This window comes from Rhizobium sp. NFR07, from assembly GCF_900111905.1.
Lineage (GTDB): Bacteria > Pseudomonadota > Alphaproteobacteria > Rhizobiales > Rhizobiaceae > Neorhizobium.
The window spans coordinates 244,820-270,853 of record NZ_FOKM01000006.1; the positions used below are offsets into that span (position 1 = coordinate 244,820).

The window sequence follows — 26,034 nt, forward strand, 5'->3', positions numbered from 1 at the left end:
CATGTCCGTTCCTGCTCCCCACTGTCACAAATTTCTCGGTGCCGCCGCAGCTCTGATGCTCTTGTCCGCAGGGGCGGTCTCCGCTCAAACGGGAGCCGCCGGGACGCCCCCGAGCGATCAAAGCCTCGAAAACAAGGGGGCCTGCGATCCCGCCAGTGTAGCCGAGGCTGCGACCAAGGCGGACACTCATTCGGCGGCCGGTACGTCGCCCGGCAATACGGGATCAACGGGCTGGACCGGCGGCACGGGCGGCGCCCACACGGCAACCAATCCTGCCGGTGCCCTGCCGGAATCGAAGACGTGGCAGCCGCCGACGGCGCGCGGGCTGGATCTCGCCATGGCAGTGCCGGCAAAGGCTCCGGCCGACAATGCCGGCCAAGCCGGCAAGGGCTGCTGAGCAACAGCCTTACAGTCGAAATCAAAAAGGATTGATAGTTACAATTTCTGTTCCCATGCGACCTGCTAGGGAGTATGGCGAGGCGACATTCTATCGCATAGCCTACAGGAGTTGGATCATCATGTTGAATCGCCGTCATTTCCTTGCGAACGCCGCCACGGCATCGCTCGCGGCAGCTTTTGTTTCCAAGGGCTCTCTTGCTTTCGCCGATGAAAAGAAGGCTGGCGCCTGGCGCACGTTCGACGTCACCACCAAGGTAGACCTCACCGATGTCACCGGCCCGGCCAAGCTCTGGTTGCCCGTAATCCAGTCCGCCGGCGAATACCAGTCGGCTTACAGCCCGCGCTGGGTGTCCGACAGCAAATCGGTCGAAATGAAGAAGGACGCGGCTTCCGGTGCCGATGTTCTCGCAGCAGAATGGAATGCTGACGGCGAACGAACGATCGAATTCGTCCAGACCGTCCAGACGCGCAACCGCAGCGCCGACGGCGTTACAGTTCCGCAGGCTGAACTCGATGCCGCCCTCGTCGGCACGCCGAGCGCCCCGATCGACGGCATCGTCAAGGAAACGGCGATGAAGATCGTCGGCTCCCGCGAGAAGGATGAGGACAAGGCCCGTGCAATCTACGACTGGGTTGTCGAGAACACCTTCCGTGACGCCAATGTTGCCGGCTGCGGCGTGGGCAACGTCAAGGACATGCTGGAGACCGGCTATTTTGGCGGTAAGTGCGCCGACATAAACAGCCTTTTCACCGCGCTTGCACGCGCCGCCGGCCTGCCGGCCCGCGACGTCTTCGGCGTCCGCGTCGCCACATCCGAGCAGTTCAAGGCACTCGGCCGTGCCGGCGATATCACAGGTGCCCAGCACTGTCGCGCCGAAGTCTACCTTCAGGGCCAGGGCTGGGTCCCGGTCGATCCGGCAGACGTCCGCAAGGTCGTGCTGGAAGAGAAGCTGCCGCTCGACAATGATGCTGTCCAGGCTTTCCGCGCCAAGGCTTTCGGCAACTGGGAAATGAACTGGGTCGGCTTCAACACGGCCCGCGACCTTGTGCTGCCGGGCAACTCGATCCAGCAGAACTTCTTCATGTATCCGGCCGCCTTCACCTCGCGCGGCGAAGTGGACTGCCTGAGCCCGAAAACCTTTGCCTATTCCATCACGTCGAAGGAAATCACGGTCTGATCTCGCTTCGAGTTCAGATGGAGAAGCCGCCCTCGAGGCGGCTTTTTTGTTTTCCGTAACTGCTTCGAAAGAACCTGTTTCGCGCGATATGGCCTTTTAGATGGCTGCTCGCATATGGGCTTGCGACCGTGCCACAAAACGTCTTCCGGCTGGCGGGAAGACGTGCCGGATCACTATAAGATTTCCATCAATGCGGCTTGATTTCCTCGATCATCAGCCGAAGACCATCCTTGTTGAAGAACTCTCCGTCGCGGATCAGCGAGCGGTCCTCATCCAGCTTGCGTACGAGAGAGGCGAGCCGCGACTTGGCTTCCCTGTCCTCGACCAGTCCTTCGCGGCCGGCGCGGTAAAAGACGGCGCCGGACCAGTTGACGCCTGCCCCCTTGAAGACACCCGTCATCTCCGGCCAGCGCAGCTCGTCGCCGACCACATGCAGATAGGCAGAGCGCAATAGCTCGACCTTGGTCTCGGTGATCGCCACAAGGATGAAAAGCATGGTGAAGGAGCCGGCATCGGCATAGGTCTCGATGACCCAGTCGTCGAAATCGGTATCGGCGGAAGGCATGGTCAAGATTTCTCTCCTGATGGCGGAAGAGAATGGGAGTCGAACCCACCCAAGACAGCGTCGCTGCCCCACCCGGATTTGAAGTCCGGACATGCCACCGGGCATGCTTCTCTTCCAGGCATTGAGTTCATTGCCATTTCATCAGAAACGACGGGAGCGAAAACGGGCAATTGCTACCGCCTTGCTACCCTTTGCCTTCGCCAGTGTCCCCTACCGCACGACGGATCGTCTCGTCAATCTGCATGGCAGTATTTGCCCGCACGACCGGCATCACATGTCGGTAAAGGCTGTTTGCCGACGATCTCTAAGTGGCGTCGCGCGCTGAATGAATAAAGGTCAGCGGCAATTGAACACCATGCATCGGAGACGGGGCTGTTTTGACGTTGACTACCAGTGACTTCCTAAGCCTCTTGCTGAATGCGCTCCTGCAGCGCGTCAGCGACCGCGTGCAGGAATTCCTTGCGGCGGTGGTCCAATGTCATCTCGGCATCAAGGTTAAGCGGTCCACGGATCCTCTCCATGAACCCGGAGTGGTCGTATTGATCGGAAGCCACGTTCACTTCGACCTCATCCATGAAATGCGCGAGAAGCGGCGCCAGAGCGAGGTTGGTATCCTTCTGATATTGGATGGCCATCTGCTGAGCGAGCTTGCGCATCTGTACATACGGGCCGAACGTGGCACTCATCTAAATCTCCGTTTCATTCGCCTGGCGTAAGCGACTTTAGATAGGTGCTGTTTGTGACAAAGGCGATAAACATTCGAGATTCATCACGAATGTATCATTCCTATCGATAGTCGACCGCTTGGTAACGTGACGTTGCTTAGAGACCAAAGCCCCGGGCAAGCGCGCCGCCGCTCCAGATGACGGTCTACTCCAAGGCCGAGATTATAGATTTGAACAATAGCGAATGGTAGTCAGTCCAGGCGTCCCGTTGGGGACGGACCTCGTCCATTCTCCGCATCAGCAACGGACGGGCCGAACAGATCGAGTCGGTGCGGATTGATGCGGCGAAGATCGCCACGCCGCAGGGTCACACCATGACGATCGAAAAACTCGAGGATTTCGATCGCAACTTTTCTGCCGCTACTGACCCGGTCGCGGAAGGCTGCGGCCGCGAACTCCCCATGTTCCGCTTGCGCCGCCACCTGTCGGACGATCTCCACCATTTCGGCGGTCGTGGCACGGGTGAAGAAGTGGTCGTGACGGACTTGGTCGACGCGGCCTAGCCGGGCGCAGAGCTTCAGCACGCGCCGGACTTCACGCTCGTCGGCGCCGAGCATATCGGCGAAATCGCGAACCCGCGGCGGGCGAAAACGGTTTTCGCCGATCAGATGCGGCAGGATTTCCGCATAGAGCGTCTCTTCCACTTCGCCCAATTGGGCAATGTGGCCGGACAGGCGCACGAAGGCGCCTTCAAGCACAATGTTTCCCGCTGCCACCTCGGTGCGCAATACGGCCAGAAAGGCGGGGGCCGGCAGGCGCGGTGTCATCGCCATGCGCAGCCGCTCGCGGCCCTGCCCCTGAAGCTCCGGGCTTTCCGCATGGAAAGCGGTAAGAAGTTCGATCAGCTGCGTTGTAAAGGCGGCTCGATGCGTTGCCGACATGGCGTAGCCGACGCCGCCGGCCTCGACCAGCACGATGCCGACGGCTTCCGTTGCGGCGGTGAGTTGCGACACCGACATTGCCCTGTCACGCGCAAAAGCGTTGAGATCAACGAAAAAAGGCGCCACGTCCAGCAGGGCGAACAACTGCTCGGCCGCGCCCGGTTTGGCCGCAGCCGTCAGCTGTTTGAGGCGTTCGGGCGTGCGCCGTTTTCGCGCTGGCGGCCTGAGATCGATGAGTGAGCCACCGCCGATCGTGCGTTGAGCCGAGACGTCTCGCAGAATGAAGCGGTCGCCGACCGCGGCGGCGATGGGGCGGTCGAGAACGAGCTGAACACGGGCGGTGCTACCCGGCAAAACCGGACCTTCCAGCGGCACGATGCGTACGCCGGCCTCGACGCTTTCATGATGGAAGCGGGCGGAAAACCACTGGCCGATCGCCTTCGGTTCGCCAGACAGGACCGAGAGCTCGGCATCGATGCGATTGGTCGGGGCGTGCAGGACGGGATCAACGATCATGTCGCCACGATGGATCGCATCCTTAGCGATTGCCTCGCCTGCGAGATTGAGGGCGCAGCGCTGGCCGGCGAAGCCGCGCTCTACAGCCACGTTTTGCGCATGGATGGAGCGTACGCGGGCAGACAGGCCGGAAGGAGACACGGTGACCGCATCGCCGATCGCAACGGAACCGGAGAGAACCGTGCCGGTGACGACAGTGCCTGCACCCGGCAGCGTGAAGGAACGATCGACGGCTAGCCGGAACCGGCCTTCGGTGGCGGTCTCGACCGTGGCGCGCTCTGCTTCCGCGAGGATCGATTTCAGCTCGTCCATGCCCTGTCCGGTCGAGGCGGAGACCGGCAGGATCTCGATATCGCTCAGTCGTGTCGGGGCAAGCAGGACGTGGATGTCATTGGTGACGGAGGCAATCCGGGTGGCGTCTGCGAGATCGACCTTGGTCAGCGCAACGATGCCGCGGTCGATGCCGAGCAGGTCGAGAATGGCGAGATGCTCGCGCGTCTGCGGCTTGATGCCGTCATCGGCGGCGATCACCAGCAGCGCGTAGTCGATGCCGCCGGCGCCGGCCAGCATGGTGTGAATGAATTTTTCGTGGCCGGGCACGTCGATAAAGCCGGTGACTGCCTCGCCGGCAAAACGGGCATAGGCGAAGCCGAGATCGATGGTGATGCCGCGGGCCTTCTCTTCCTTCAGGCGGTCGGCATCGGTGCCCGTCAGCGCCTTCACCAGCGTCGTCTTGCCGTGGTCGATATGGCCGGCTGTCCCGATGATCATGGCGCGCTCCCCGCCGCGATCGCCTCCGCAAGCGGCAGGCGGGCGCGGCGCTCGGCCTCCGCCGTTTCGGCCGGCGACAGGCTGTCTCGGACAGGTTTGAGGAAAGGCTGGGCCAGAGCGCTGCCGCCATTCACGGAACGCAGCAGCCAGGCGAGTGCGGCGACACGATCGACCGGCGTTCCAGCGCCCATATGGCAAGCGGCGCCGAGCATGGCCTGGGCATCGGCATCATCACCTTCGGCGCCCTTGCGCCACCAAATGACGGCCTGAGCCGGATCGCGGTCGACGCCGATGGCGTTGTGATAGAGCATGCCGAGGCGGGTCATCGAGGCGGCGACGCCGCCTTCCGCCGCGCGTTCGGCCCAGAGTTTTGCTTCCGCCGGATCGGATGGAATGATCTCGCCTTCGAGGAGCAGCCAGCTCAGCATGTCCTGCGCCGGTGCGTCCCCGTGTTCGGCGGCGAGCCGATAAAGGGCGGCGGCCTTGGCTGGATCGGCATCAGAGCCGGTGGCATCGGAGCCCTGCATGTGGAAGGCGGCGCAGTTGCGCTGGCCGACGGGATCACCCGCTTCGGCCGAGAGCGTGAGCCATTTCAGCGCCAGCGAGCGGTCGGAGGGCACGCCGAGGCCTTCGGCGAAACAGGCGCCGATATTGTTCTGGGCACGGGCATTGCCGGCTCTCGCCAGCGGTTCCCAAAGGGCAAGCGCGGTCTCGTAGTCGCCGGCCTTGGCGGCAGCCAGTGCCTCGTCCATCTGCACGGCCGTGGGGTCCGTGTTGGCCTGCGGTTCGGCTCCGCGGCCGCGAAGGCGATCAAGCCACCGCATGGCCGGCACCTTCGGACAGGCTGCGGATAAAGGCGTCCTCGTCGGTCAGGCAGCGCAGGTCGAGCACCATGGCGCCGTCCTGCAACCGCCCGAGGATTGGCCGCGGCAGGGAGCGGAACAGGGCCGCCAGCGCCTCAAGCGCGCTGCCCGAGGATGCGGTGATCCTGAGCCCGGCACTCGGGATGGTATCGACCGGCAGGGCGCCGGAGCCGATCTGGCTGGAACAGGGGCAGATCTCGACGCCATAGCCCTTCGGGCTCAGCACGGCGGAAACCTGCGGCAGAAGGCGCTCGGCCTGGGCGCGGATATCGGGCTCCCTGCGCGACAGCATGCGCAGCGTCGGCAGGCGTTCCCCGAGACGGTCGGGATCGCGATAGAGTTTCAGCGTGGCGGCAAGTGCCGCGATGCGGATCTTGTCGACACGCAGCGCCCGCTTCAGCGGATTGCGGTTGATCTCGGCGATCAGGTCCCTGCGGCCAACGATGAAGCCGGCCTGCGGCCCACCGAGCAGCTTGTCGCCGGAGAAGGTGACGAGATCGGCGCCTTCGGCCACGGCCTCGCGCACCGTCGGTTCCTTGGCGAGGCCGTAGCGCGACAGATCGACCAGCGTGCCGGAGCCGAGATCGTTGAGCAGCGCCACACCCATGTCTCTGGCGATCTTCGCAAGCTCGGCGCCTTCGACTTCCGCGGTGAACCCCTCGATCCGGTAGTTCGACGTGTGGACCTTGAGGATCAGCGCCGTTTCCGGTCCGATTGCCTTGATATAGTCGCGCGGATGGGTGCGGTTGGTCGTACCGACCTCGACGAGATCGACGCCGGCGCGCTCCATGATATCGGGCATGCGGAAGGCGCCGCCGATCTCGATCAGCTCGCCACGCGAGACGATGGCCTGCTTGCCCGCACCGACGGCATTCAATGCAATCAGCACCGCCGCCGCGTTGTTGTTGACGATTGTGGCATCCTCGGCGCCGGTCAGTTCGCAGAGGATCTCCCGCAGATGGCTGTCTCGCTCGCCGCGCTTGCCGGTATCGAGGTCGAATTCGAGTGCCGCCGCATCCCGCATGGCATCGACGGCAGCGGCAATCGCCTCCTCGGCGAGAAGCGCGCGGCCGAGATTGGTGTGCAGCACCGTGCCGGTGAGGTTGAAGAGCGGCCGCAGATTGGATTTTTCGAGATAGCCGAGGCGGCTGGCGAGCGAGGCGATCACGCCTGCCACATCCGGCAAAGTGCCTCCCGCCCGCACCGCCTCGCGGATTTCGGAAAGTACCTTGCGCAGTTCATCGGTGACGACGGTGCGGCCGTGGCTCTCGACAAGCGGAGCGACGGCCGGCGCCTTCAGCACCTGGTCGACGGAGGGAAGTGAGCGGAGATCGGCAAGACCCGACATCGGCTAATATCCGATCAGGAACGGATCGAAGCCGGCGCGCCGGTATTCGCTATCCTTCATCAAGAGGTCGAGACCGAGGCTTCCGATATCGTCGGCGACGATTTCGAGCGTCGGGTGCCGGTTCTGGTAGAAAATCTTCGTCCAGCTCTGGCACTCGTCACAGACCTCGGCCTTAATGACCGGCTCCTGTCCGCCTTCGACCTCGATGGCGCGGTAGCCTACGCCCTTGGTGGAGCCGCAGGACAGGCACTTGACCCGGACCTCGTTCCACATCGTGGCGCAGGACGAGCAGCAGGCATAACGCGCGCCCTCGGCACCCTGCACGCCGATCACCATCGAGCCGACCGGCTTGCCACCGCAGCAGGGGCAGACGCCGATCGAGACGGGGACGAGGCCGTTGCCGTCGATGCCGGCCGCAAGCCGCGCGGCATGAACCTGGGTCGCGGCTGCGACATAGAGGTGATGCGCCAAGCTCTCGATCGGCAGGTTGTCGGCGATGACGTTGTCGACCATCCAGTTCAGCGTCTCGTCATCGGCGGCGCGCACAGCTTCGAGCGCTTCGGCAGCGGCAGCTGGCTTTTCCAGCTCCTGGGTTCGATCGAGGAACAGCTTCACCGTCTCGCGATAATCGTCAGACAGCACCATGGCCGCCCGGTCGATCGGCGGCATGGCCGCCTCTCTGGCGCGTGCGATCTGCTCGGCCGCAATCGGCTCAACCGGCGGAAGCTCGGCAATGAGATCCGCCTGGATGCGCACGATGCCAGCGAGGAATTTCAGATAGGGGGCGAGATTGCTCGTTTCGGCGAGAACCTCAAGGCGGATGGCGCGCTCCTTGAAGAAACGGGCCGGGTTCGGCATCAGGGCGAAGGGCGCCTTGGAAATGCCCCCGATCATCGAGGGATCGGGCTGAATGGAAGATACGGACATTCTACCTCGCAGGGCCGACCGGCCACAGCTTTCATCTTGCGCATCGGCCCGGAGATCGCATCGATCTTCGAAAGGCGCGCGCGTCATTGAAACGGATTCGGCGTTGCGCATCCAAGACGCGCAACGCCTTTAGGCTCATTCTGCCGGATCGATCCTGCCGCGTCCAGCCATGTCCTTGAACCACTTGCGGTGGTGGCGCCAGGCCCAGCCGCCGGTCACGGTACCGCGCGTCATGGCGCTGATGGTGCCGCGGGTCCAGATGGCCGCGTAGACATGCAGCATGAAGATCAGGATGATCGCGACAGCCGCGAGCGAATGAACCAGAAGCGCGATGCGCTGGGTCGGAATGCTCGTGAGCTGGCCAAAATACTGTTCCCACGCCATGATGCCGGTGACGATCAGTACGATGATGAGCGAGGCCATACCCCAGAAGATGAACTTCTGGCCGGCATTGTACTTGCCGAGTTCCGGCAGCTTTTCCTCGTTGCCGGCAACGACGTCGCCGATCTGCGAGGCCCATTGAACATCGTCTCGGTTCGGCAGGTTCAGCTTCCACAACTGCGCAAACAGGATGAAGAAGGAGAAGAACAGCACGACGCCGATCCACGGATGGATCCAGCGCGTCGTCTGCCCGCCACCGAAGAGTTCGGTGAGGAAGAACAGCGACGGATGGAACATGGCGAGACCGGAGATCAGTAGCAGGATCAGGCTGATCGCCGTGATCCAGTGGTTGATCCGCTTGCCGGGTCCGTAACGGACCACCTCGACAGGTGGTCCGCGACGAATGGTATCCTCACCCCCTACTTTAGCGGGGGTGACTTTGGCGGATGCGGTATTTGCAGGCGTGCTCATCAGGCGTCCTCCACCCGCTTTTCAGCGTGGTCGACTGCTTCCTGGGCCTCTTCCTCCTCGTGCTTCGACACGCGGTTGGCGTTGCCGAAAAGACCGTGCAGGATCGTGCCTGCGGCGGCCAGCCCCATGACGGCGAGACCGGCATACTTGGTCGCGCCCTTCCAGGTCTGGACCACGGCCGAGATCTTCGGATCGACCGGCAGGTCGGCATAGATCTGCGGCTTGTCGTTGTGGTGCAGCACGTACATGACATGCGTGCCCCCGACGCCCGGCGGGTCGTAGAGACCGGCATTGGCATAGCCACGGGACTTGAGGTCGGCAATGCGGCCTTCCGCATGCTTCTTCATGTCTTCCTTGGTGCCGAAGACGATCGCCTGGGTCGGGCAGGCCTTGGCGCAGGCAGGGCCCTGACCGACGGCAACGCGGTCGGAACAGAGCGTGCATTTGTAGGCACGGTGATCCGCCTTCGAGATGCGAGGAATGTTGAAGGGACAGCCCTTCACGCAATAGCCGCAGCCGATGCAGTTGTCGTGGACGAAGTCGACGATGCCGTTGGAATACTGCACGATCGCGCCGGGGGCCGGGCAGGCCTTGAGACAGCCCGGGTCGGCACAGTGCATGCAGCCGTCCTTGCGGATCAGCCATTCCAGATTGTCCGTCTCGGGGTTCACCCATTCGGTGAACCGCATGAGCGTGAACATGTCGGCGGTGAGATCGTGCGGGTTGGTATAGTAACCCACATTCTCGCCGATGACGGGATTGGTGTCGTTCCACTCCACGCATGCCGACTGGCAGGCCTTGCAGCCGATGCATTTCGACACGTCGATGAGCTTTGCGACGGGGGTGAGCTGCCGCTCGGGTTGCGGCAGCTCGGATGTGGCAGAACGACGGATGAGGTCGCGCTGCGTCAGGTTGGTCTCCATCGGCTGCACCGGCGGATTGCTGACGGCGGTGCGTGGGCTGTCCATGGTATTGGCCATCAGACGCTTGCCTCCTTGTCCTTGGGTGCGGTCGAGGGTTCGATATTGACGAGGAACGCCTTCGATTCCGGGGTTTCGATATTGGCGTCACCGACAAAGGCTGCGAGCGAGTTGGGGCCGAAGCCCTTCTTCGCCGAGCCGGTAAAGCCCCAGTGCAGGGGGATACCGACAATGTGAACCGGCTTTCCGTCGCAGATGAGGGGCCGGATGCGCTTCGTCACCACGGCCTTGGCCTTTACCGAACCACGTTTCGACCACACGCGGACCCAGCCGCCATTGGTGATCTTCTTCTCAGCCGCCAGTTCTTCGGAAATTTCCACGAAGAAGTCCGGTTGAAGCGCCGAGTTCACCCGGTTGTGCTTCGTCCAGTAGTGGAAATGTTCGGTCAGGCGGTAGGAGGTCGCCGCATAAGGGAACTCCGCCGACGTACCGAGCTGGTCTGCGTCCGACTGGAATACGCGGGCAACGGGGTTGCCGCGCATTTTCCGGTTGAAGACGTTTTCGACCGGAGACTCGAAGGGCTCCATGTGTGCCGGGAACGGTCCGTCGCGCATCATGCCCCGGGTGAACAGACGCGAAACACCTTCCTGGTTCATGATGAACGGGCCGACATCCTGGGGTTTCGCCGTGGGGGCGATATCCGGAACGTCATAACCGGTCCACTTTGCACCATCCCATTCGAGCAGCTTGCGGGTCGGATCCCAGGGCTTGCCGTTGATGTCCGCGGATGCACGATTATAGAGCGTGCGGCGGTTCAGCGGCCAGGCGAAAGTCCAGCCCAGATAGGCGCCGGTTTCGTCCGGGTCGTGGTTGTCACGACGGCCCATATTGTTGCCCTGCTCGTTCCAGCAGCCGGAATAGATCCAGCAGCCGGACATGGTGGAGCCATCGTCCTTGAGCTGCGAGAAGTTGACCACCTGCTTGCCGGCGGCCACCAGAACCTTGGTCGGATCGGTCGGGTCCATGAGATCGGTCAGCGCACGGCCGTTGATCTCCTTCGCCAGCTCTTCCGCCGTCGGTTCGTTCTCGTCCTCGTACTCCCATGACAGGTTGAGGATCGGATCGGGGAAGGCGCCGCCTTCCTTGCGATACAATTCCCTCATCCGCAGGAAGATCTGCGCGATGATCCAGCTGTCATGCTTTGCTTCGCCCGGAGGCGAGCTTGCCTGCCAGTGCCACTGCAACCAGCGGCCCGAATTGGTCAGCGAACCGTCTTCTTCTGCAAAGCAGGTGGACGGCAGCTGGAACACTTCGGTCTGGATCGAAGCCGTATCGACGTCGTTGAAGTCGCCGTGGTTCTCCCAGAAACGGGAGGTTTCCGTTTCGAGCGGATCCATCGTGACCATGAACTTCAGCTTCGACAGAGAAGACGTGATCTTGGCACGGTTGGGGAAGGCGAGGATCGGGTTGAAGCCCTGGCAGATATAGCCGTTCACCTTGCCGTGGTTCATCAGTTCGAACATACGAAGGATATCGTATGCCGGAACGTCGAGCTTCGGCAGGTAGTTGAACGCCCAGCCATTCTCGGCCGTCGCGGCATCACCCCACATGGCCTTCTGGAAGGAGACCATGAACTTCTTGTAGTTCTGCCAGTAGCTGGTCTGACCCGGACGAAGCGGCTTGAACAGACGCGTCGACATGTAGGTCTCGAAGTCGGTGTCCTTCTCGGTCGGCATCGTCAGATAGCCGGTGAGAAGGTGCGACATCAGACCGAGGTCGGTCAGACCCTGGATGTTGGAGTGACCGCGAAGGGCGTTCATGCCGCCACCACGTACACCGATATTGCCGAGGATCAGCTGCAGCATCGCCATGGCGCGGATGTTCTGCGAACCCTTGGAATGCTGGGTCCAGCCGAGCGCATACATCGACGTCATCGTTTTGGTCGGGGAAGAGCATTCCGCGATCATTTCGGCCACCTTCAGGAATTTCTCCTTCGGGGTGCCGCAGACCTGTGAGACCAGTTCCGGCGTGTAAGGGGCAAGATGCTCCTTCAGCAGGTTCCAGACGCAACGGGGATGTTCAAGCGTCGGGTCGGTAACGGCAAAGCCGTCCTCGCCGATAACGTAGTCCCAGCTCGACCGGTCATAGTCGCGCTTTTCCTCGTTATAGCCGGTGAACAGGCCGTCCTGATAACCGAAGCCGTCCTTGACGATATAGGAAGCGTTGGTGAACGCCTTCATGTATTCCCACTGCACCTTGCCGTTGTCGATGCAGTATTTCATCACGCCGTTGAGGAACGCGATGTCGGATCCCTGGCGGATCGGCGCGTAATAGTCCGACACGGAGGCCGTGCGGGTATAGCGCGGGTCGACGACGATAAGCTTGGCGCCGCGGTGGGCCTTTGCTTCCGTCACCCATTTGAAGCCACAGGGATGCGCTTCCGCCGCGTTGCCGCCCATGACGACGACGAGGTCGGTATTCTTGATGTCAGTCCAGGCGTTGGTCATTGCGCCACGGCCGAATGTTGGGGCGAGACTCGCCACCGTTGGGCCGTGTCAGACGCGTGCCTGGTTGTCGAAACCGACCATTCCTATGGACTTGGCGAACTTGAAGGTCGCCCAGGCAGTTTCGTTTGACGTAGCCGACGCGGCGAGCATGCCCGTCGTCGTCCAGCGGTTCACGTCCAGACCCTTCTCGTTCTTCAGAAGAAGGTTGGCGTCGCGGTCGTCCTTCATCAGCCGTGCGATGCGATCGAGAGCCTCGTCCCAGGACATGCGTTCGAACTTGTCCGAACCGGGCTTGCGGTGCATCGGATAAAGGAGGCGGGTCGGGGACTTGACGAAGTCCTTGAGAGCCGCCCCCTTGGGACAGAGCGTCCCGCGGTTGGTCGGATGGTCGACATCGCCTTCGATGTGAACAACTTCCGCCTTGTCACCCTTGCGAACGTCACCCTTGGAATAGATGATGATGCCGCAGGCGACGGAACAGTAAGGACAGGTCTGTCGGGTTTCGGTGGTCATGGCCAGTTTGAATGGCCGTACATGGGCTATTTCTGCAGCCTCAGCCTCGCCAAAGCCCAACGCACCCATGGAAGTCGCCGCGACACCTGCTCCGGCCAGCTTCAAGAAGCCGCGCCTTGAGAGGTCCATATTCATTGTAATTACTCTCCATTTTAGAGAACGAACCAGCATGCGACATTATGCCTGGGCACGTCCATGTCAAGTTAACGGCCGGGCCCGATGCCGACATTGTGACGGATTTAGACAAATCAATTTCGCTTGACACGGAGCGTGTAACGCAGCCGCGCATAGCGCGTAAGTCGATAGGATTGCGAAGGTTTTTCTCTAAATGCGGCTCTTACAGTTGAAACTTGCCTCGACAGTTTGAGCGCATGCACTACCTATGCTGATCGATCCGCCACCGAACGCGCCGGCGTCAAGACCGGCCCGCCAGTCTAGGGAAGCTCCAATGTCGTTCACGAAGAAATTTGCAGGCCTCTTGTTTGCCCTGTCCATGACGGCCACGGCCGCCTCGGCCCAGGTCGTCGTCTCCTCCAAGATCGACACCGAGGGCGGCGTGCTTGGCAACATCATCCTGTCGGTCCTGCAGGCCAACGACATCGAGGCCACCGACCGAATCCAGCTCGGCGCGACACCGGTTCTGCGCAAGGCGATCACCGCCGGCGAGATCGACATCTATCCTGAATATACCGGCAATGGCGCCTTCTTCTTCGAAAAGGCCGACGATCCGGCCTGGAAGGACCCGGCCAAGGCTTATGAGACGGTGAAGAAGCTCGATCTCGATGCCAACAAGATCGTCTGGCTGACGCCGTCGCCCGCCAACAACACCTGGGGCATCGCCGTTCGCCAGGATATCGCCCAGGAAAACAACCTCAAGACGCTGTCCGATTTCGGCAAGTTCATTGCCGGCGGCGGCAAGATCGTGCTCGCCGCGTCCTCGGAATTCGTCAACTCGGCCGCCGCCCTGCCCGCCTTCCAGACGACCTACGGGTTCAAGCTGAATTCGGACCAGCTGATCACGCTGTCCGGCGGTGACACCGCCGCCACGATTGCGGCAGCGGCCAATGAAACCAACGGAGCCAATGCGGCGATGGTCTACGGCACCGATGGCGGTATCGCACCGTCCGGCCTCGTTGTGCTGGAAGACGACAAGAAGGTCCAGCCGGTCTATCAGCCTGCACCGATCATCCGCCAGGAAACGCTCAAGAAGAACCCGAAGATCGAGGAACTGCTGAAGCCGGTCTTCGAAAAGCTCGACCTCGTGACGCTGCAGGAGCTGAACGGTCGCGTTCAGGTGGGCGGCGAGCCGGCCAAGGCCGTTGCCGAGGATTTTCTCAAGAAGAACGGCTTTCTGAAGTAAGCCACTGATACCATCAGGACACGAAGCGAAAGGTCGGGCACGTTGCGGATTGGGCTGGAAAAGACGGGCGTATTGATGGCCGCCTTCATTCTCGCCGCGACGTTTGCCCTGCCCTTCGTCGTGATCAAGCCGAACCGCATCCTCCAGGGACAAGGGCGTCTTCTGTTCGAATCTCTCCCCTCCTGGGCCGGGATCGGGCTGACCGCGGCGCTCGTGGCCATCGCGCTCTGCCTGATCGTCCGCCTGCCGTCGGCGATGAAGCTCGTACTTGCGATGGCGGCGCTCGTCGCCACCGTTCTTGCGCTCGGCTGGGCCGCCCATACACAGCTGCCGCCTGGCAATACCTATGCCCGCGTGTCTCCCGGCTCCGGCCTGTGGGTTCTGCTTTTCGGTCTTTCACTTGCGGCCGTCGATGCGATCGCACGGCTCAAGCCATCGCCACAGTTTCGATTGCTGCTTCTCGTTGTCGCTATTGCGATCATCGGTGGCATATTCGCATCCGGTGTGCTTGCCGAAATCTCGGTGGCCAAGGAATATATCAACCGATCGCAGGCTTTCTGGGCGGAAATGTCCCGCCACGCGACCCTGGCTCTGGGCTCAATGGTATTGGCCTTCGTGATCGGCCTTCCGATCGGCATTATCTGCCATCGCGTCTCGTGGCTGCGTGCGGCGCTGCTCAACAGTCTCAATATTCTCCAGACCATCCCGTCGATCGCGCTGTTCGGCCTGCTCATCCTGCCGCTCGGATGGGTCGCGGCAAACGTGCCCGGCGCCTCGGCGGTCGGCATTTCCGGCATCGGCGTTGCCCCTGCGTTTGTCGCGCTTGTGCTCTATTCGCTGCTGCCGGTCGTCGCCAACACGGTGGCGGGGCTGGAAAACGTGCCGCGTGAGGCAAATGACGCCGCCCGCGGGGCCGGCATGACCGACCTGCAGCGGCTCGTCTCGATCGAGTTTCCCCTCACCTTCCCGAGCCTGCTTGCCGCCATTCGCATCGTGCTCATCCAGAATATCGGCATGGCAACCATCGCAGCGCTGATCGGCGGCGGTGGCATGGGCGTCTTCGTCTTCCAGGGGCTTGGCCAGTCGGCCATGGACCTCGTGCTGCTCGGCGCGCTGCCGACCGTCGCCATGTCCTTCGTCGCCGCCATCGTGCTCGATGCGCTGGTGGATTTCAGCAAAGCTCCCGGCACGGAGGCCCGTTCCGCATGATCGACATAAAATCCGTGACGAAGCGTTATGACGGCAAGGCCGTGGTCGACGACGTCTCCTTTTCCGTTCCGGAGGGATCGATCGCGGTCCTCGTCGGCACGTCCGGCTCCGGCAAGACGACGCTTCTGCGCATGATCAACCAGCTCGTTTCCCAGGACGAGGGCGAAATCCTCATCGACGGCGAGGACACGCGAACCATTGCCGGCCATGAGCTGCGCCGGCGGATCGGCTATGCGATCCAGGGGCATGGCCTGTTTCCCCACCGCACGGTTGCGGAAAACATCGCAACCGTGCCGCGGCTGTTGAAGTGGGAGAAGTCGCGCGTCGATGCCAAGGTGAAGGAACTGCTCGACCTCTTCCAGCTCGATCCCGCGCTCTATGCCAACCGTTATCCGCATCAGCTTTCCGGCGGTCAGCAGCAGCGCGTCGGCGTTGCGCGGGCGCTCGCGGCGGAGCCGAAGATCCTGCTGATGGACGAGCCTTTTGGCGCGCTCGATCCGGTGCTTCGTGGCAAGGCGCAGGACGAGTTGCTGTCGATCCAGAAGCGTTTCGGTACGACCATCGTGATCGTTACCCACGACATCAACGAGGCGTTTCATCTGGGCGATACCATCGCCGTGATGGACAAGGGCAGATTGCTACAATACGGCCACCCGCTCGAGCTGTTGAAGGCGCCGGCCACACCCTTCGTCGAAGGACTGGTCGGGACCTTCGACCGCCCATTCCGGCTTCTGTCGCTTGCGACTGTATCCACGGTCGTCGAGCCGGGCGAAGCCGGCGGCACACCGATCGAAGGCCACAAGACGCAGCAGGAGGCCTTGGCGGCGCTAATGTGGAGCGGCGCGGATGCCCTGCCCGTCGTCTCCGAGGATGGCAAACCGCTCGGGCGCGTTCGGCTGCAAACCCTGCTCGGCCAGGCAGTCAGGCCGCAATGAGCATCTGGCGCCTTATCCCCCGCCTGATACTTCTGGTTCTGCTGATCGGCTTTCTCGCATCGCCGCAGAGCTTCGAATTCGTCTTCAAGCCGCTGGTTCAGGCCAATGCGCCGGCGATCTACAATCAGGGCAGCCTGGCGTCACTGACCTTTCTGCATGTGCGGATGGTGCTGTTCTCGACAGCGCTCGCCACCGTCGTCGCCGTTCTGCTGGCGGTTCTCGTCACCCGGCCCTTCGGCGCAGAGTTCCTGCCGCTCGCCCGCACCGTGGTCAATATCGGCCAGACCTTTCCGCCGGTCGCGGTTCTGGCACTCGCCGTGCCCGCCATGGGCTTCGGCAATGGGCCGACACTGGTGGCGCTGTTTCTCTATGCGCTGCTGCCGATCTTCGAGAACACCATGACGGCGCTGACGACGGTTCCGCAGAATGTCGCGGATGCCGCGAAGGGCAGCGGCATGAAACCGGCGCAGGTCTTCCGCCAGGTCGAGCTGCCGCTCAGCCTGCCGATGATCGTCGGCGGCATCAAGATTTCCACCGTCATCGGCTTCGGCACGGCGACGATCGGCTCGACGGTTGCGGCGAAAACACTCGGCGAGGTGATCATCGCCGGACTGCAATCCAACAACCTCGCCTTCATCCTGCAGGGTGCGCTCCTTGTCGCGGCGCTCGCAATCCTTGTCTTCGACCTGCTGTCGATACTGGAACGATCATTGATGAAATGGAAGGCCGCCTAGACCCAGACAAAGTCAGCGGTTGGCTATCCCTACCGCCTACCTGGCATCATCCTCGCCCTTATGGCGAGATTCTGTCCACGTCAAGAAAAGCGAGGCAGGAGTAGATGCTCGAGACGAGCCCGTGCATGACGATAGGTCGGGGATTCTCTAATGAGATAGCCGGCCTCGAGCGAGGCCGGCCGAGACGTCATTCTTCGCTCGTGCGCTGCGCCTGCTGGCCCAGGATCTCTCGCTTGCCGACATGGTTGGGAGCGCCGACCAGGCCTTCCTGTTCCATCCGTTCCACCAGCGAGGCGGCGCGGTTGTAGCCGATCGATAGGCGGCGCTGGATGTAGGAGGTCGAGCACTTCTTGTCGCGCTGGACGACCTTGACGGCACGCTCGTAGAGATCGTCGCCGTTGTCTTCCGCACCCATCGACGTCTGGTCGAAGACGGCCGCATCCTCTTCCTCGTCCGTCGCGTCCTCTTCCGAATCCTCGGTAACGCTGCCGAGATAGGATGGCTGGCCCTGCGTCTTCAGATGCGCGACGACCTTTTCCACCTCGTAATCCGAGACGAAGGGGCCGTGGACACGGGAGATACGCCCGCCACCCTTCATGTGCAGCATGTCGCCCTGGCCGAGAAGGTGCTCTGCACCCTGCTCGCCGAGGATTGTGCGGCTGTCGATCTTCGACGTGACCTGGAAGGAGATGCGTGTCGGGAAGTTCGCCTTGATCGTGCCGGTGATGACATCGACCGAGGGACGCTGTGTCGCCATGATCAAGTGGATGCCCGCGGCACGCGCCATCTGCGCCAGCCGCTGGACAGCGCCTTCGATCTCCTTACCTGCAACCATCATCAGGTCGGCCATTTCATCGATAATGACGACGATGTAGGGCAGCGCGGTTAGATCGAGCGCCTGTTCCTCGAAGATCTGCTCACCGGTGCTGCGGTCGAAACCGACCGGCACGCTGAGCATGATCGTTTCACCTCGACTGCGCGCTTCGGAGACACGGGCATTGAAGCCGTCGATATTGCGGACGTTGAGCCGCGACATCTTGCGATAACGGTCCTCCATCTCGCGCACGGCCCATTTCAGCGCCAGGACGGCCTTCTTCGGGTCGGTGACGACGGGCGTCAAAAGGTGCGGGATGCCATCATAGACGGAAAGTTCCAGCATCTTCGGATCGACCATGATCAACCGGCATTCTTCCGGGCGAAGATGGTAGAGCAGCGACAGGATCATCGTGTTGATGGCAACCGACTTGCCGGAGCCGGTGGTGCCGGCGACGAGAAGATGCGGCATCTTGGCGAGTTCTGCGATCACCGGTTCGCCGCCGATCGTCTTGCCGAGGCAGAGCGGCAGGCGATAATCGGTGCCGATATAGGAATTGCTCTCGACCAGTTCGCGCAGATAGACGGTCTCGCGCTCGGCATTCGGCAGTTCGATGCCGATGACATTGCGGCCCGGGATGACCGCGACACGGGCCGACAGCGCCGACATCGAGCGTGCGATATCGTCGGACAGGTTCATCACGCGGGAGGACTTTACGCCCGGTGCCGGGGCGAATTCATAAAGCGTCACGACCGGGCCGGGGCGCACGTCGATGATCTCGCCCTTGACGCCGAAATCCTCAAGAATGCTTTCGAGAAGGCCGGCGCTCTGTTCGAGCGCTTCCTGGCTCATCGTCTGTTCTTCGCGCGGTGCCGGCGGCTGCAGAAGATCGATATCCGGGAAAGTATAGTCTTCGGCAAATTGCAGGACACGCGGCTTGCGGGCGACCGGCGGCGCTGCCGCCATCTCGATCGACGGCACGACCGGTGCGGCCTCGACGACCTCCGGCTCGACATTCACCTGCGCTTCAACGACCGGCAGCGGCTGAGGTTCGACATGGATCGGCGCAGGCGTCCATTCGCGGATAGCCACCTGACGGTACAGATGGATTGCGGAAGCCTCTTCCCGCTGGACAGACGCCGGGAGCGGGGCCTGTACGACGGGTGCCTGAACGGGAGCGGGCGCCGGCGGCACGAAGCGCTTGACCGTGGGCGCCAATGCGGCCGGTTTGCGGGGGGCCGGAGCAGGAGCTGACGGCAACGAACGGGCCGTGATCTTCGCTTCAACATTTTCGGATGCGCCGAGGCTCATCATCTCCCAGATCAGGTGATCGGGGATTGACGTCATGCGGCGGGAGGGCGTCGCCTGCGCAGCACTGGCGACAGGTTCGGCCGGCATGACCGGCTGCTGCCGGAGAGGCTGCTCGACAAGCCGCTGAACGGCCGCATCGATGGGCTGGGAGATCGGAGCTGCGTTTTCGCCCGCGGCAAATGCCTGGACGATCCGGCGCTGGAGATTGTTCACCTGAAAACCTGCATGGATATGAGTGTGCGTCGGCTGAGCCCGACCTGCGGGCAAAGCCACGGTATGCGACGGATGGACAGGCGTGACGATCGCCTGCTCCGCATCCGGCTCCCCGGCAGCCACTTCAGCTTCCGCCTTGGACGGGCTGCGGCCCGGCGTGCGGGTGAAGCGGACATTGGGGCCGAGGATGAAGGCACGCTGCCAGGTCGGAAGCTTGTCCGGGTCGAGCTCGACTGCCGGGATCGGCTCGGGCAAGGGCAGCGGATGATCAGGATCATTGGCCGCGACGAACTCCTGTTCGTTGCTCCAATTTGTGCTGTCGATCGGGGAAATGTCTTTGCGGGAAGGCGGGAAATTCATGCTACGCGAAACCATCAAACAACGTGTTCACACCAGCCCCTGTTAATAAAATGCAAACCTTAACCAGGTGTTTCCGCGGCGCGATTTTCAGCGTTCATTTCAGAACACATAGGCATGAAGAGCTGGTAGCGGCACGTGTCAGAACCGAATTAAATTAAATCTTATCAATATCTTATCGTCGTTCCGCATATTCGCTGCGAACAATTCCGTGGCGCTGCAGCTTGTCGTAAAATGTCTTGCGCGGAATACCGAGTGCGGCAATCGTTTGCTGCACGTCGCCGCCGCACTCGGTCAGCGTTTCGCGGATGATATCAGCCTCGAAGCGCTCCAGCCGGTCTGGCAAGGAGCTCGACCCCATCGGCAGGATGGGCTTGGCAGGCACCGGCTCCGAGGGCTCCAGGCCGAGGACGAACCGCTCCGCATAATGGGAGAGCTCGCGGACATTGCCCGGCCATGGGTGATCGCGCAGATGGCCGAGGACCGCATGGGGAGCGATCGGCACCTCACGGTCGAAGCGACGGCTGGCCTTCCTGGCGAAATAATTGAAAAGAAGGGGGATGTCCTCCTTTCGCTCCCGCAACGGAGGAATTGTCAGCGTCACGACGTTCAAACGGTAATAGAGGTCTTCGCGAAAGATCGCCCGCTGGTCCGGCTGGCCGAGATCGACCTTGGAGGCTGCGACCACGCGCAGGTCGACCGGGCGCACCTCGTTGGTGCCGAGCGGTGTCACTTCGCGCATTTCGAGAACACGCAGCATCTGCACTTGGGTGGACAGCGGCATGCTCTCGATTTCGTCGAGGAAGAGCGTGCCGCCGCTCGAATGCTCGATGCGGCCGACACGCTTCTTCTGCGCGCCGGTAAAGGCGCCCGCTTCGTGGCCGAAAAGCTCGCTCTCGATCACCTGGTCCGGCAGCGCGCCGCAGTTCAGCGCGACGAAATTACCGCCCGACCTGCGGCTCCACGCATGCAGCGCACCGGCAACGACCTCCTTGCCGCTGCCCGTCTCGCCGGTGACGAGAACATCCACGTCAGTGTCTGCTATCTGGCGCAGCATATGTCGCAGCCGTTCCATCACCGGGGTCTGGCCGATCAGCGGAAAACCGTCATCGTCGCCATCCCGCTCGGCCGACCGCAGCCGACGGTTCTCCATGATGAGGCCGCGCTTTTCCGCCGCATGGCGAACGCATTGGACAAGGCGTTCGGCGGGAAACGGCTTGGCGAGGAAATCATAGGCGCCGTCCTGGATGGCCTTCACGGCCATCGGAATGTCTCCGTGGCCCGTCATCAGCACGATGGGCAATTCGCGGTCGAAACTTGAGATGCGCTCGAACAGTTGAAGCCCGTCCATGCCGGGCATTCGGATATCGGTCACGACGACACCCGGAAACGTCTCGTCCAACTGTGCCAGGGCTTCGCCGGCGGACGAAAAGGGTCGGACATCAAAACCAGCGAGGCTCAACGTCTGGCCCGTCGCCCGCAACAGATCCTTGTCGTCGTCGATGAGAAATACCGGCGCGGTCATTGCTCAGCCCTTTTCAGATGAACGTCGAAGCGGGTGCCACCGTCTCCGGTCTCGACCGTCAGTCTGCCGCCATAATCCGCCACGATGTCCTTGCAGATCACTAGACCGAGCCCGAGGCCGGTATCCTTCGAAGAATTGAACGGCTGGAACAGTTCGGCGAGAATATCCGTCGCGATACCCGGTCCGTTGTCGGCCACCGTGATGGCGACATCCTTCGCTGAAGCGACTGCCGAAACTGTGACCCGACCACCGCCGGCGCGCCCCTCCACCGCCTCCAGCGCGTTCTGCAGGAGGTTGATGAAGACCTGCTCCAGCCGCAGCCGGCTGCCCATGACCTTCAGGTCATCCGGAATCCTGTCGATGGTCAGCATGTCGAGCGAGCCGGTGAACCGGCTTTTCAGCAGCATGACGGCACCCTCCAGCACTTCTCCGAGCGGCACGGGTTCGGCCGCTGTCCGCCCCCGCCGGGCAAGCGCCTTCAAGTCATCAGTGATCGCGCCGATCCGGTCCGTCAGCCCGGCGATAAGGCCGAGATTTTCCTTTAGCGGCTTTACCTGCTGTCGCTCCAGAAAAACCTTGGAGTTGTCGGCATAGGCCCTGATCGTGGCGACCGGCTGGTTGATCTCGTGGGCGACCCCTGCAGCCACCTGGCCGAGAATGGCCAACCGGTTGGCCTGCACCAGATCCTGCTGCACCGCCTGAAGCTTGGTTTCGGTCGTGCGGTGGTTGGAAATTTCCGCCTGCAGGCTGTCGCGGGTGAGGCTAAGGTCGCGGGTTCTCTCCACGACCCGCCGCTCGAGTTCTTCCCGCGCAGCCTTCTGCTGTACCATCGCCATCTCGGCCATCTGCCGGCGCCGGATCCAGATGGCAGCGACCGCGAACAGGACTAGCAGCGCCAATACGCCGAGCAGCCTGAATTCCCGCATATCTGCGGCCACGGCCCCGTCGATCGGAAGAAGATATTGGAAACTCCAGTCGGTGGAGGCAACCGGTACCATGATCTGCAGATAACGAACCGCGCCGCCGCCGGGGAGGAAAACGCGGACGATCGAGGCGTCCGACGCCAGCGTTTCGAGCTGAACGAGCGGCAGCGGCACGAGCGGCGCATCGCCGAACTGCAGGCTGTCGCGGATGGACGCCAGGTTCGACGAGGGCAGCGGTTCGGTGGTCATGAAGCGCCAGGACGGCACGCTGGTGATCAGCACGACATGATTGTCGTCGGTGACGAAGGAGGGCCGTTGCGTATCGCGCCAGTCAGCCTCCAGCTGGTCGAACTCCATCTTGGCAACGACCACACCGAGCGGTTTTTCCGCCGATCCGACCCGGTGGGAAATATAGAGGCCCGGCCGGTTGCTGACGGAGCCGAGCGCGAAGTGCTCGCCGCCCCCTTCCTTCATTCCGCGCGAAAAATAGCTCCGGAACGTATAGTCGTTGCCGACGAAACTCTTTTCCTCACGCCAGTTGCTGGCCGAGATCGCGATGCCGTCGGCACCGACGACGTAAATCACGGCTGCCTTGGTCGGCGCGATCAGATCCTCCAGCTTGCGGCTAAGGGCGGTTCTCACGGCAGGATCATTGCTGGACAATGCATCCTCGACGTCGCGATCCCGGGCCAGCAGCAGCGGTAGCGCCCTGGGACGCTCCAGAACCGCGCGCAGCAGCGCCACCTTCAGGTTGGCCTCCGTCCTGCCCTGGGCCGACAAGGCGGACAGAGCCGTCGCCCGGCCATAAACGCCGGCGATATAAAAAACTGCAGCACAGGCGACCAGAGCGGCAAGACCGAAGACGATCCAGGTGCGCCGCGTTGAGCGACTATGCTCGATAGGTTGATTATCTGACACGACGACACTTGAGCACAAATCCGCACATCGCGCAAATATCTTCGTGCGAAAATCCGCTCATATCGTGCTCCATAAATGACCACCGGTTATTTAAACGATTGAAATCAAGACTTTATGCCGCACGTTCAAAACTGGCACGCTGCTTGCTGTCCTCGTTCTGACATCAATGCGCCCGGGAAGAGCCAATAGTTGGTTGAGGCGCGATGGAGGACATAATGATTGAAGTACCCACATCCACGCAGCCGCGTGCACCCCTGCCATTCTACCGCCACCTGTATGTTCAGGTTATTGCCGCCATCGTCGCCGGCATGCTGATCGGCCATTACTGGCCTGATTTCGGCGCCAGCCTGAAGCCGCTCGGCGACGCCTTCATCCGGCTCGTCAAGATGATCATCGCGCCGGTGATCTTCCTTACGGTCGCCACCGGCATTGCCGGTATGTCGGACCTGAAGAAGGTCGGTCGCGTTGCCGGCAAGGCAATGATCTACTTCCTGGCGTTCTCGACTCTGGCACTGATCGTCGGCCTGATCGTCGGCAATCTGCTGCAGCCTGGCGCCGGCATGAACATCGACCCGGCAACGCTCGACGGCAAGGCCGTCGCAACATACGCCACCAAGGCGCATGAGACGACGATTACCGGCTTCCTGATGAACATCATTCCGGAAACCATCGTGGGCGCGTTTGCCCAGGGCGACATCCTGCAGGTCCTGTTCTTCTCGGTCCTGTTCGGCATCGCGCTCGGCATGGTCGGCGAAAAGGGCAAGCCGGTCACGGATTTCCTCACCGCCCTCACGGCTCCGGTCTTCCGCCTCGTCGCAATCCTGATGAAGGCCGCCCCGATCGGCGCCTTCGGCGCCATGGCCTTTACCATCGGCAAATACGGAATCGGCTCGGTCGCCAACCTCGCCTTCCTCATCCTCACCTTCTACATCACAGCGGTGCTCTTCGTCGTCGTGGTTCTCGGTGCGGTGGCGAAGTATAACGGCTTCTCGATTTTCGCATTGCTGCGCTACATCAAGGAGGAGCTGCTGCTCGTTCTCGGCACGTCTTCCTCGGAAGCGGCCCTGCCGAACCTGATGCAGAAGATGGAACGCGCCGGCTGCAAGCGCTCGGTCGTCGGCTTGGTCATCCCGACCGGCTACTCCTTCAACCTCGACGGCACCAACATCTACATGACGCTGGCGGCACTGTTCATTGCCCAGGCAACCGGCATCGATCTGTCGCTTACCGACCAGATCCTGCTGCTGCTCGTCGCGATGCTCTCGTCCAAGGGTGCCGCGGGCATCACCGGCGCCGGCTTCATCACGCTCGCCGCGACGCTCTCGGTCGTTCCGTCCGTGCCGGTCGCCGGCATGGCGCTGATCCTCGGCATCGACCGCTTCATGTCGGAATGCCGCGCGCTGACCAACCTCGTCGGCAACGCCGTCGCAACGATCGTCGTCGCCCGCTGGGAAGGCGAACTCGACAAGGACATGCTGGACGCAGCGCTTGCCGGCGGATCCAGCGATGCCGCAACGGGCCGACTTCAGCCCGCAGAGTAAGCCTCCCAAGGCAAATGCGGAGCCATATGCTCCGCCTCGATCTGCCGCCTACGGGCGGCAGATCTGCTTTCAGGGATAGGCTGCCCGGCTACGCCAGGCTCTTGCCGAATCTTGCGAAGCTTTCGGCGAGCACTGTCGTTCCCGCCCCCGGCTGCTGGGGCCGCCTGTAGATACCCCTGACGACATCCGCCGGCTCTTCGAAGTGATCCTTGATCCAGGGGATATATTCCAGGATCGTCGACGCAGGGTGCCAGTAGCTCAGATGCACGTGGACCTGACTCATCTCACCGGCATGGGGCACGACAGGCAGGCGATGCGCCAGCGCCAGATCGGCAACCTGGATGAATTCCGTAATGCCGCCAAGACGGGTCACGTCCGGCTGGACATAGGCAACAGCACCGGCGCTGATGAATGACCGGAACGCATCGACCGTGTAGAGCTGTTCGCCGAGCGCCACGGGAATGGTGGACGAGCGCGCCAGTAGCCGGTGGCTTTCGACATCGTCATACCAAAGCGGTTCCTCGAACCAGTAGATGTCGAGACCGCGGGCCTGCTCGCAGAAGCGCTGGCAGGTCGGCAGATCCCATTTGCCGTTGCCGTCGATGGCGATTCTGACATCCGCACCCAGCCGCTTGCGCACCGCTTCCAGCCGGCGCACGTCGACATTCGGGTCATCATGTCCGACCTTGAGCTTGATGCGGGTAAACCCATCCTCTTCCACCGCGCGGGCGGAACCCGAGAGAAGATCGTCCAGTGAAAATGAGAGCCAGCCGATATCTGTATTGTAAGCCTCCAGCCGCTCTGTCCGGGCACCGCCGAGATACGCCCAGAGCGGCAGGCCGGCCTTCTTGCTTTTCAGGTCCCATATCGCCACGTCGACGGCGGCAAGCGCCAGCTGGGTAATCCCGGCCCGGCCGACCCATTGCAGCGAGGGGTAGCGAGCAAGCTTGGTCCAGAGACGCTGGTGGTCATTGGCATCCTCGCCGACGAGAAGCGGCGCGTAGCAATCGCGGATGCAGGCGGTGATCAGCCGGTCGGAAGCCAGATGCGCATGGGTGCCGGTGAAGCCGTAACCCACCAGCCCATCCGTCGTGGTGATCGCGACCCCGACCACGCCCCAATGGGTGATGCTGTGGGTCGAGTCGGAAATCGACGCCGATGTCAGCGGCAGATGGAGAATGAACGGTTCCAGCGATTTGATCTTCATATTGGCTCCTCCCAATGATCGT

Annotated in this window: 20 protein-coding genes and 1 tRNA gene; 7 read left to right on the plus strand and 14 right to left on the minus strand. The window is 62.2% G+C overall.

Features of this window, described 5'->3' with window-relative positions:
* Nucleotide 1 precedes the first annotated feature (1 nt).
* Together BM216_RS14910 and BM216_RS14915 are read left to right on the plus strand one after the other, a co-directional pair.
* On the plus strand, nt 2-397 hold the full coding sequence (locus BM216_RS14910) for a hypothetical protein (protein WP_092999970.1): 396 nt from the start codon (nt 2-4) through the stop codon (nt 395-397).
* Between the two features lie 121 nt (nt 398-518).
* The gene (locus BM216_RS14915) at nt 519-1,577 is read left to right on the plus strand and encodes a transglutaminase-like domain-containing protein (protein WP_092999971.1); all 1,059 of its coding nucleotides are present in this window, start codon (nt 519-521) and stop codon (nt 1,575-1,577) included.
* A gap of 187 nt (nt 1,578-1,764) precedes the next feature.
* Here BM216_RS14915 and BM216_RS14920 read toward each other — a convergent pair whose 3' ends face one another.
* The 10 genes from BM216_RS14920 to fdnG all read right to left on the minus strand — a co-directional run bounded on the left by BM216_RS14920 (nt 1,765) and on the right by fdnG (nt 13,100).
* Entirely contained in the window at nt 1,765-2,142 is a 378-nt protein-coding gene (locus BM216_RS14920; RefSeq protein ID WP_093000114.1) for a hypothetical protein, read from the minus strand.
* Nucleotides 2,143-2,162: 20 nt separating this feature from the next.
* Nucleotides 2,163-2,258, minus strand: a tRNA-Sec gene (locus BM216_RS34035).
* 285 nt (nt 2,259-2,543) lie between these two features.
* Nucleotides 2,544-2,828, minus strand: coding sequence for a hypothetical protein (locus tag BM216_RS14925; protein WP_092999972.1), 285 nt, complete (start codon nt 2,826-2,828; stop codon nt 2,544-2,546).
* A 230-nt stretch (nt 2,829-3,058) separates the two neighbouring features.
* Nucleotides 3,059-5,035 carry a selenocysteine-specific translation elongation factor gene (selB, locus tag BM216_RS14930; RefSeq protein ID WP_092999973.1) on the minus strand — a complete coding sequence of 659 codons (1,977 nt, stop codon included), beginning with the start codon at nt 5,033-5,035 and terminating at the stop codon, nt 3,059-3,061.
* Nucleotides 5,032-5,859, minus strand: coding sequence for a tetratricopeptide repeat protein (locus BM216_RS14935; protein ID WP_092999974.1), 828 nt, complete (start codon nt 5,857-5,859; stop codon nt 5,032-5,034). The genes selB and BM216_RS14935 overlap by 4 nt, the downstream gene beginning before the upstream one ends.
* Complete coding sequence (selA, locus tag BM216_RS14940; protein WP_092999975.1) at nt 5,846-7,246, minus strand: L-seryl-tRNA(Sec) selenium transferase; 1,401 nt, start codon at nt 7,244-7,246, stop codon at nt 5,846-5,848. The genes BM216_RS14935 and selA overlap by 14 nt, the downstream gene beginning before the upstream one ends.
* Before the next feature lie 3 nt (nt 7,247-7,249).
* Nucleotides 7,250-8,173 (minus strand): formate dehydrogenase accessory protein FdhE, encoded by a 924-nt coding sequence (gene fdhE, locus BM216_RS14945; RefSeq protein ID WP_092999976.1) that lies wholly within the window; start codon nt 8,171-8,173, stop codon nt 7,250-7,252.
* A 135-nt stretch (nt 8,174-8,308) separates the two neighbouring features.
* A complete protein-coding gene (locus tag BM216_RS14950; protein ID WP_092999977.1) occupies nt 8,309-9,025 on the minus strand; it encodes a formate dehydrogenase subunit gamma in 717 nt (238 codons plus the stop codon).
* On the minus strand, nt 9,025-9,948 hold the full coding sequence (gene fdxH, locus BM216_RS14955) for a formate dehydrogenase subunit beta (protein ID WP_177230804.1): 924 nt from the start codon (nt 9,946-9,948) through the stop codon (nt 9,025-9,027). Before fdxH ends, BM216_RS14950 begins: the two co-directional genes overlap by 1 nt.
* A 56-nt stretch (nt 9,949-10,004) precedes the next feature.
* Nucleotides 10,005-13,100 carry a formate dehydrogenase-N subunit alpha gene (gene fdnG, locus BM216_RS14960; RefSeq protein WP_177230798.1) on the minus strand — a complete coding sequence of 1,032 codons (3,096 nt, stop codon included), beginning with the start codon at nt 13,098-13,100 and terminating at the stop codon, nt 10,005-10,007.
* 358 nt (nt 13,101-13,458) lie between these two features.
* On the opposite strand from fdnG, the gene BM216_RS14965 reads away from it, so the two are divergent.
* The 4 genes from BM216_RS14965 (at nt 13,459) to BM216_RS14980 (ending at nt 17,203) form a co-directional block, all read left to right on the plus strand.
* Complete coding sequence (locus BM216_RS14965; protein WP_244530193.1) at nt 13,459-14,325, plus strand: glycine betaine ABC transporter substrate-binding protein OsmF; 867 nt, start codon at nt 13,459-13,461, stop codon at nt 14,323-14,325.
* A 75-nt stretch (nt 14,326-14,400) separates the two neighbouring features.
* Nucleotides 14,401-15,534 (plus strand): ABC transporter permease, encoded by a 1,134-nt coding sequence (locus tag BM216_RS14970; protein WP_092999980.1) that lies wholly within the window; start codon nt 14,401-14,403, stop codon nt 15,532-15,534.
* Nucleotides 15,531-16,469: an ABC transporter ATP-binding protein gene (locus tag BM216_RS14975; RefSeq protein ID WP_092999981.1), complete on the plus strand. Its 939-nt coding sequence runs from the start codon at nt 15,531-15,533 to the stop codon at nt 16,467-16,469. The genes BM216_RS14970 and BM216_RS14975 overlap by 4 nt, the downstream gene beginning before the upstream one ends.
* Entirely contained in the window at nt 16,466-17,203 is a 738-nt protein-coding gene (locus tag BM216_RS14980; RefSeq protein WP_092999982.1) for an ABC transporter permease, read from the plus strand. Before BM216_RS14975 ends, BM216_RS14980 begins: the two co-directional genes overlap by 4 nt.
* A 187-nt stretch (nt 17,204-17,390) precedes the next feature.
* Here BM216_RS14980 and BM216_RS14985 read toward each other — a convergent pair whose 3' ends face one another.
* The 3 genes from BM216_RS14985 to BM216_RS14995 all read right to left on the minus strand — a co-directional run bounded on the left by BM216_RS14985 (nt 17,391) and on the right by BM216_RS14995 (nt 23,213).
* Nucleotides 17,391-19,916 (minus strand): DNA translocase FtsK, encoded by a 2,526-nt coding sequence (locus BM216_RS14985; RefSeq protein ID WP_244530187.1) that lies wholly within the window; start codon nt 19,914-19,916, stop codon nt 17,391-17,393.
* A gap of 157 nt (nt 19,917-20,073) precedes the next feature.
* Nucleotides 20,074-21,423: a sigma-54-dependent transcriptional regulator gene (locus tag BM216_RS14990; RefSeq protein WP_092999983.1), complete on the minus strand. Its 1,350-nt coding sequence runs from the start codon at nt 21,421-21,423 to the stop codon at nt 20,074-20,076.
* Nucleotides 21,420-23,213, minus strand: coding sequence for a sensor histidine kinase (locus tag BM216_RS14995; protein ID WP_244530194.1), 1,794 nt, complete (start codon nt 23,211-23,213; stop codon nt 21,420-21,422). Before BM216_RS14995 ends, BM216_RS14990 begins: the two co-directional genes overlap by 4 nt.
* Before the next feature lie 266 nt (nt 23,214-23,479).
* On the opposite strand from BM216_RS14995, the gene BM216_RS15000 reads away from it, so the two are divergent.
* Nucleotides 23,480-24,805, plus strand: coding sequence for a dicarboxylate/amino acid:cation symporter (locus BM216_RS15000; protein WP_092999985.1), 1,326 nt, complete (start codon nt 23,480-23,482; stop codon nt 24,803-24,805).
* 88 nt (nt 24,806-24,893) lie between these two features.
* On the opposite strand, the gene BM216_RS15005 is transcribed toward BM216_RS15000, so the two are convergent.
* Nucleotides 24,894-26,012: a mandelate racemase/muconate lactonizing enzyme family protein gene (locus tag BM216_RS15005; RefSeq protein WP_092999986.1), complete on the minus strand. Its 1,119-nt coding sequence runs from the start codon at nt 26,010-26,012 to the stop codon at nt 24,894-24,896.
* Between the last annotated feature and the right edge of the window lie 22 nt (nt 26,013-26,034).

Excerpts from the sequence above, each read along its gene's own strand:
- BM216_RS14910 (WP_092999970.1), top strand. The coding sequence starts at position 2 with ATGTCCGTTCCTGCTCCCCACTGTCACAAATTTCTCGGTGCCGCCGCA.
- selB (WP_092999973.1), bottom strand. The coding sequence starts at position 5,035 with ATGATCATCGGGACAGCCGGCCATATCGACCACGGCAAGACGACGCTG.
- BM216_RS14950 (WP_092999977.1), bottom strand. The coding sequence starts at position 9,025 with ATGAGCACGCCTGCAAATACCGCATCCGCCAAAGTCACCCCCGCTAAA.
- BM216_RS15000 (WP_092999985.1), top strand. The coding sequence starts at position 23,480 with ATGATTGAAGTACCCACATCCACGCAGCCGCGTGCACCCCTGCCATTC.
- BM216_RS14970 (WP_092999980.1), top strand. The coding sequence starts at position 14,401 with ATGGCCGCCTTCATTCTCGCCGCGACGTTTGCCCTGCCCTTCGTCGTG.
- BM216_RS14985 (WP_244530187.1), bottom strand. The coding sequence starts at position 19,916 with ATGGTTTCGCGTAGCATGAATTTCCCGCCTTCCCGCAAAGACATTTCC.
- BM216_RS14925 (WP_092999972.1), bottom strand. The coding sequence starts at position 2,828 with ATGAGTGCCACGTTCGGCCCGTATGTACAGATGCGCAAGCTCGCTCAG.
- BM216_RS14920 (WP_093000114.1), bottom strand. The coding sequence starts at position 2,142 with ATGCCTTCCGCCGATACCGATTTCGACGACTGGGTCATCGAGACCTAT.
- fdhE (WP_092999976.1), bottom strand. The coding sequence starts at position 8,173 with ATGTCCGTATCTTCCATTCAGCCCGATCCCTCGATGATCGGGGGCATT.
- BM216_RS15005 (WP_092999986.1), bottom strand. The coding sequence starts at position 26,012 with ATGAAGATCAAATCGCTGGAACCGTTCATTCTCCATCTGCCGCTGACA.
- selA (WP_092999975.1), bottom strand. The coding sequence starts at position 7,246 with ATGTCGGGTCTTGCCGATCTCCGCTCACTTCCCTCCGTCGACCAGGTG.
- BM216_RS14980 (WP_092999982.1), top strand. The coding sequence starts at position 16,466 with ATGAGCATCTGGCGCCTTATCCCCCGCCTGATACTTCTGGTTCTGCTG.
- BM216_RS14975 (WP_092999981.1), top strand. The coding sequence starts at position 15,531 with ATGATCGACATAAAATCCGTGACGAAGCGTTATGACGGCAAGGCCGTG.
- BM216_RS14935 (WP_092999974.1), bottom strand. The coding sequence starts at position 5,859 with ATGCGGTGGCTTGATCGCCTTCGCGGCCGCGGAGCCGAACCGCAGGCC.
- fdxH (WP_177230804.1), bottom strand. The coding sequence starts at position 9,948 with ATGGAGACCAACCTGACGCAGCGCGACCTCATCCGTCGTTCTGCCACA.
- BM216_RS14915 (WP_092999971.1), top strand. The coding sequence starts at position 519 with ATGTTGAATCGCCGTCATTTCCTTGCGAACGCCGCCACGGCATCGCTC.
- BM216_RS14965 (WP_244530193.1), top strand. The coding sequence starts at position 13,459 with ATGACGGCCACGGCCGCCTCGGCCCAGGTCGTCGTCTCCTCCAAGATC.
- BM216_RS14990 (WP_092999983.1), bottom strand. The coding sequence starts at position 21,423 with ATGACCGCGCCGGTATTTCTCATCGACGACGACAAGGATCTGTTGCGG.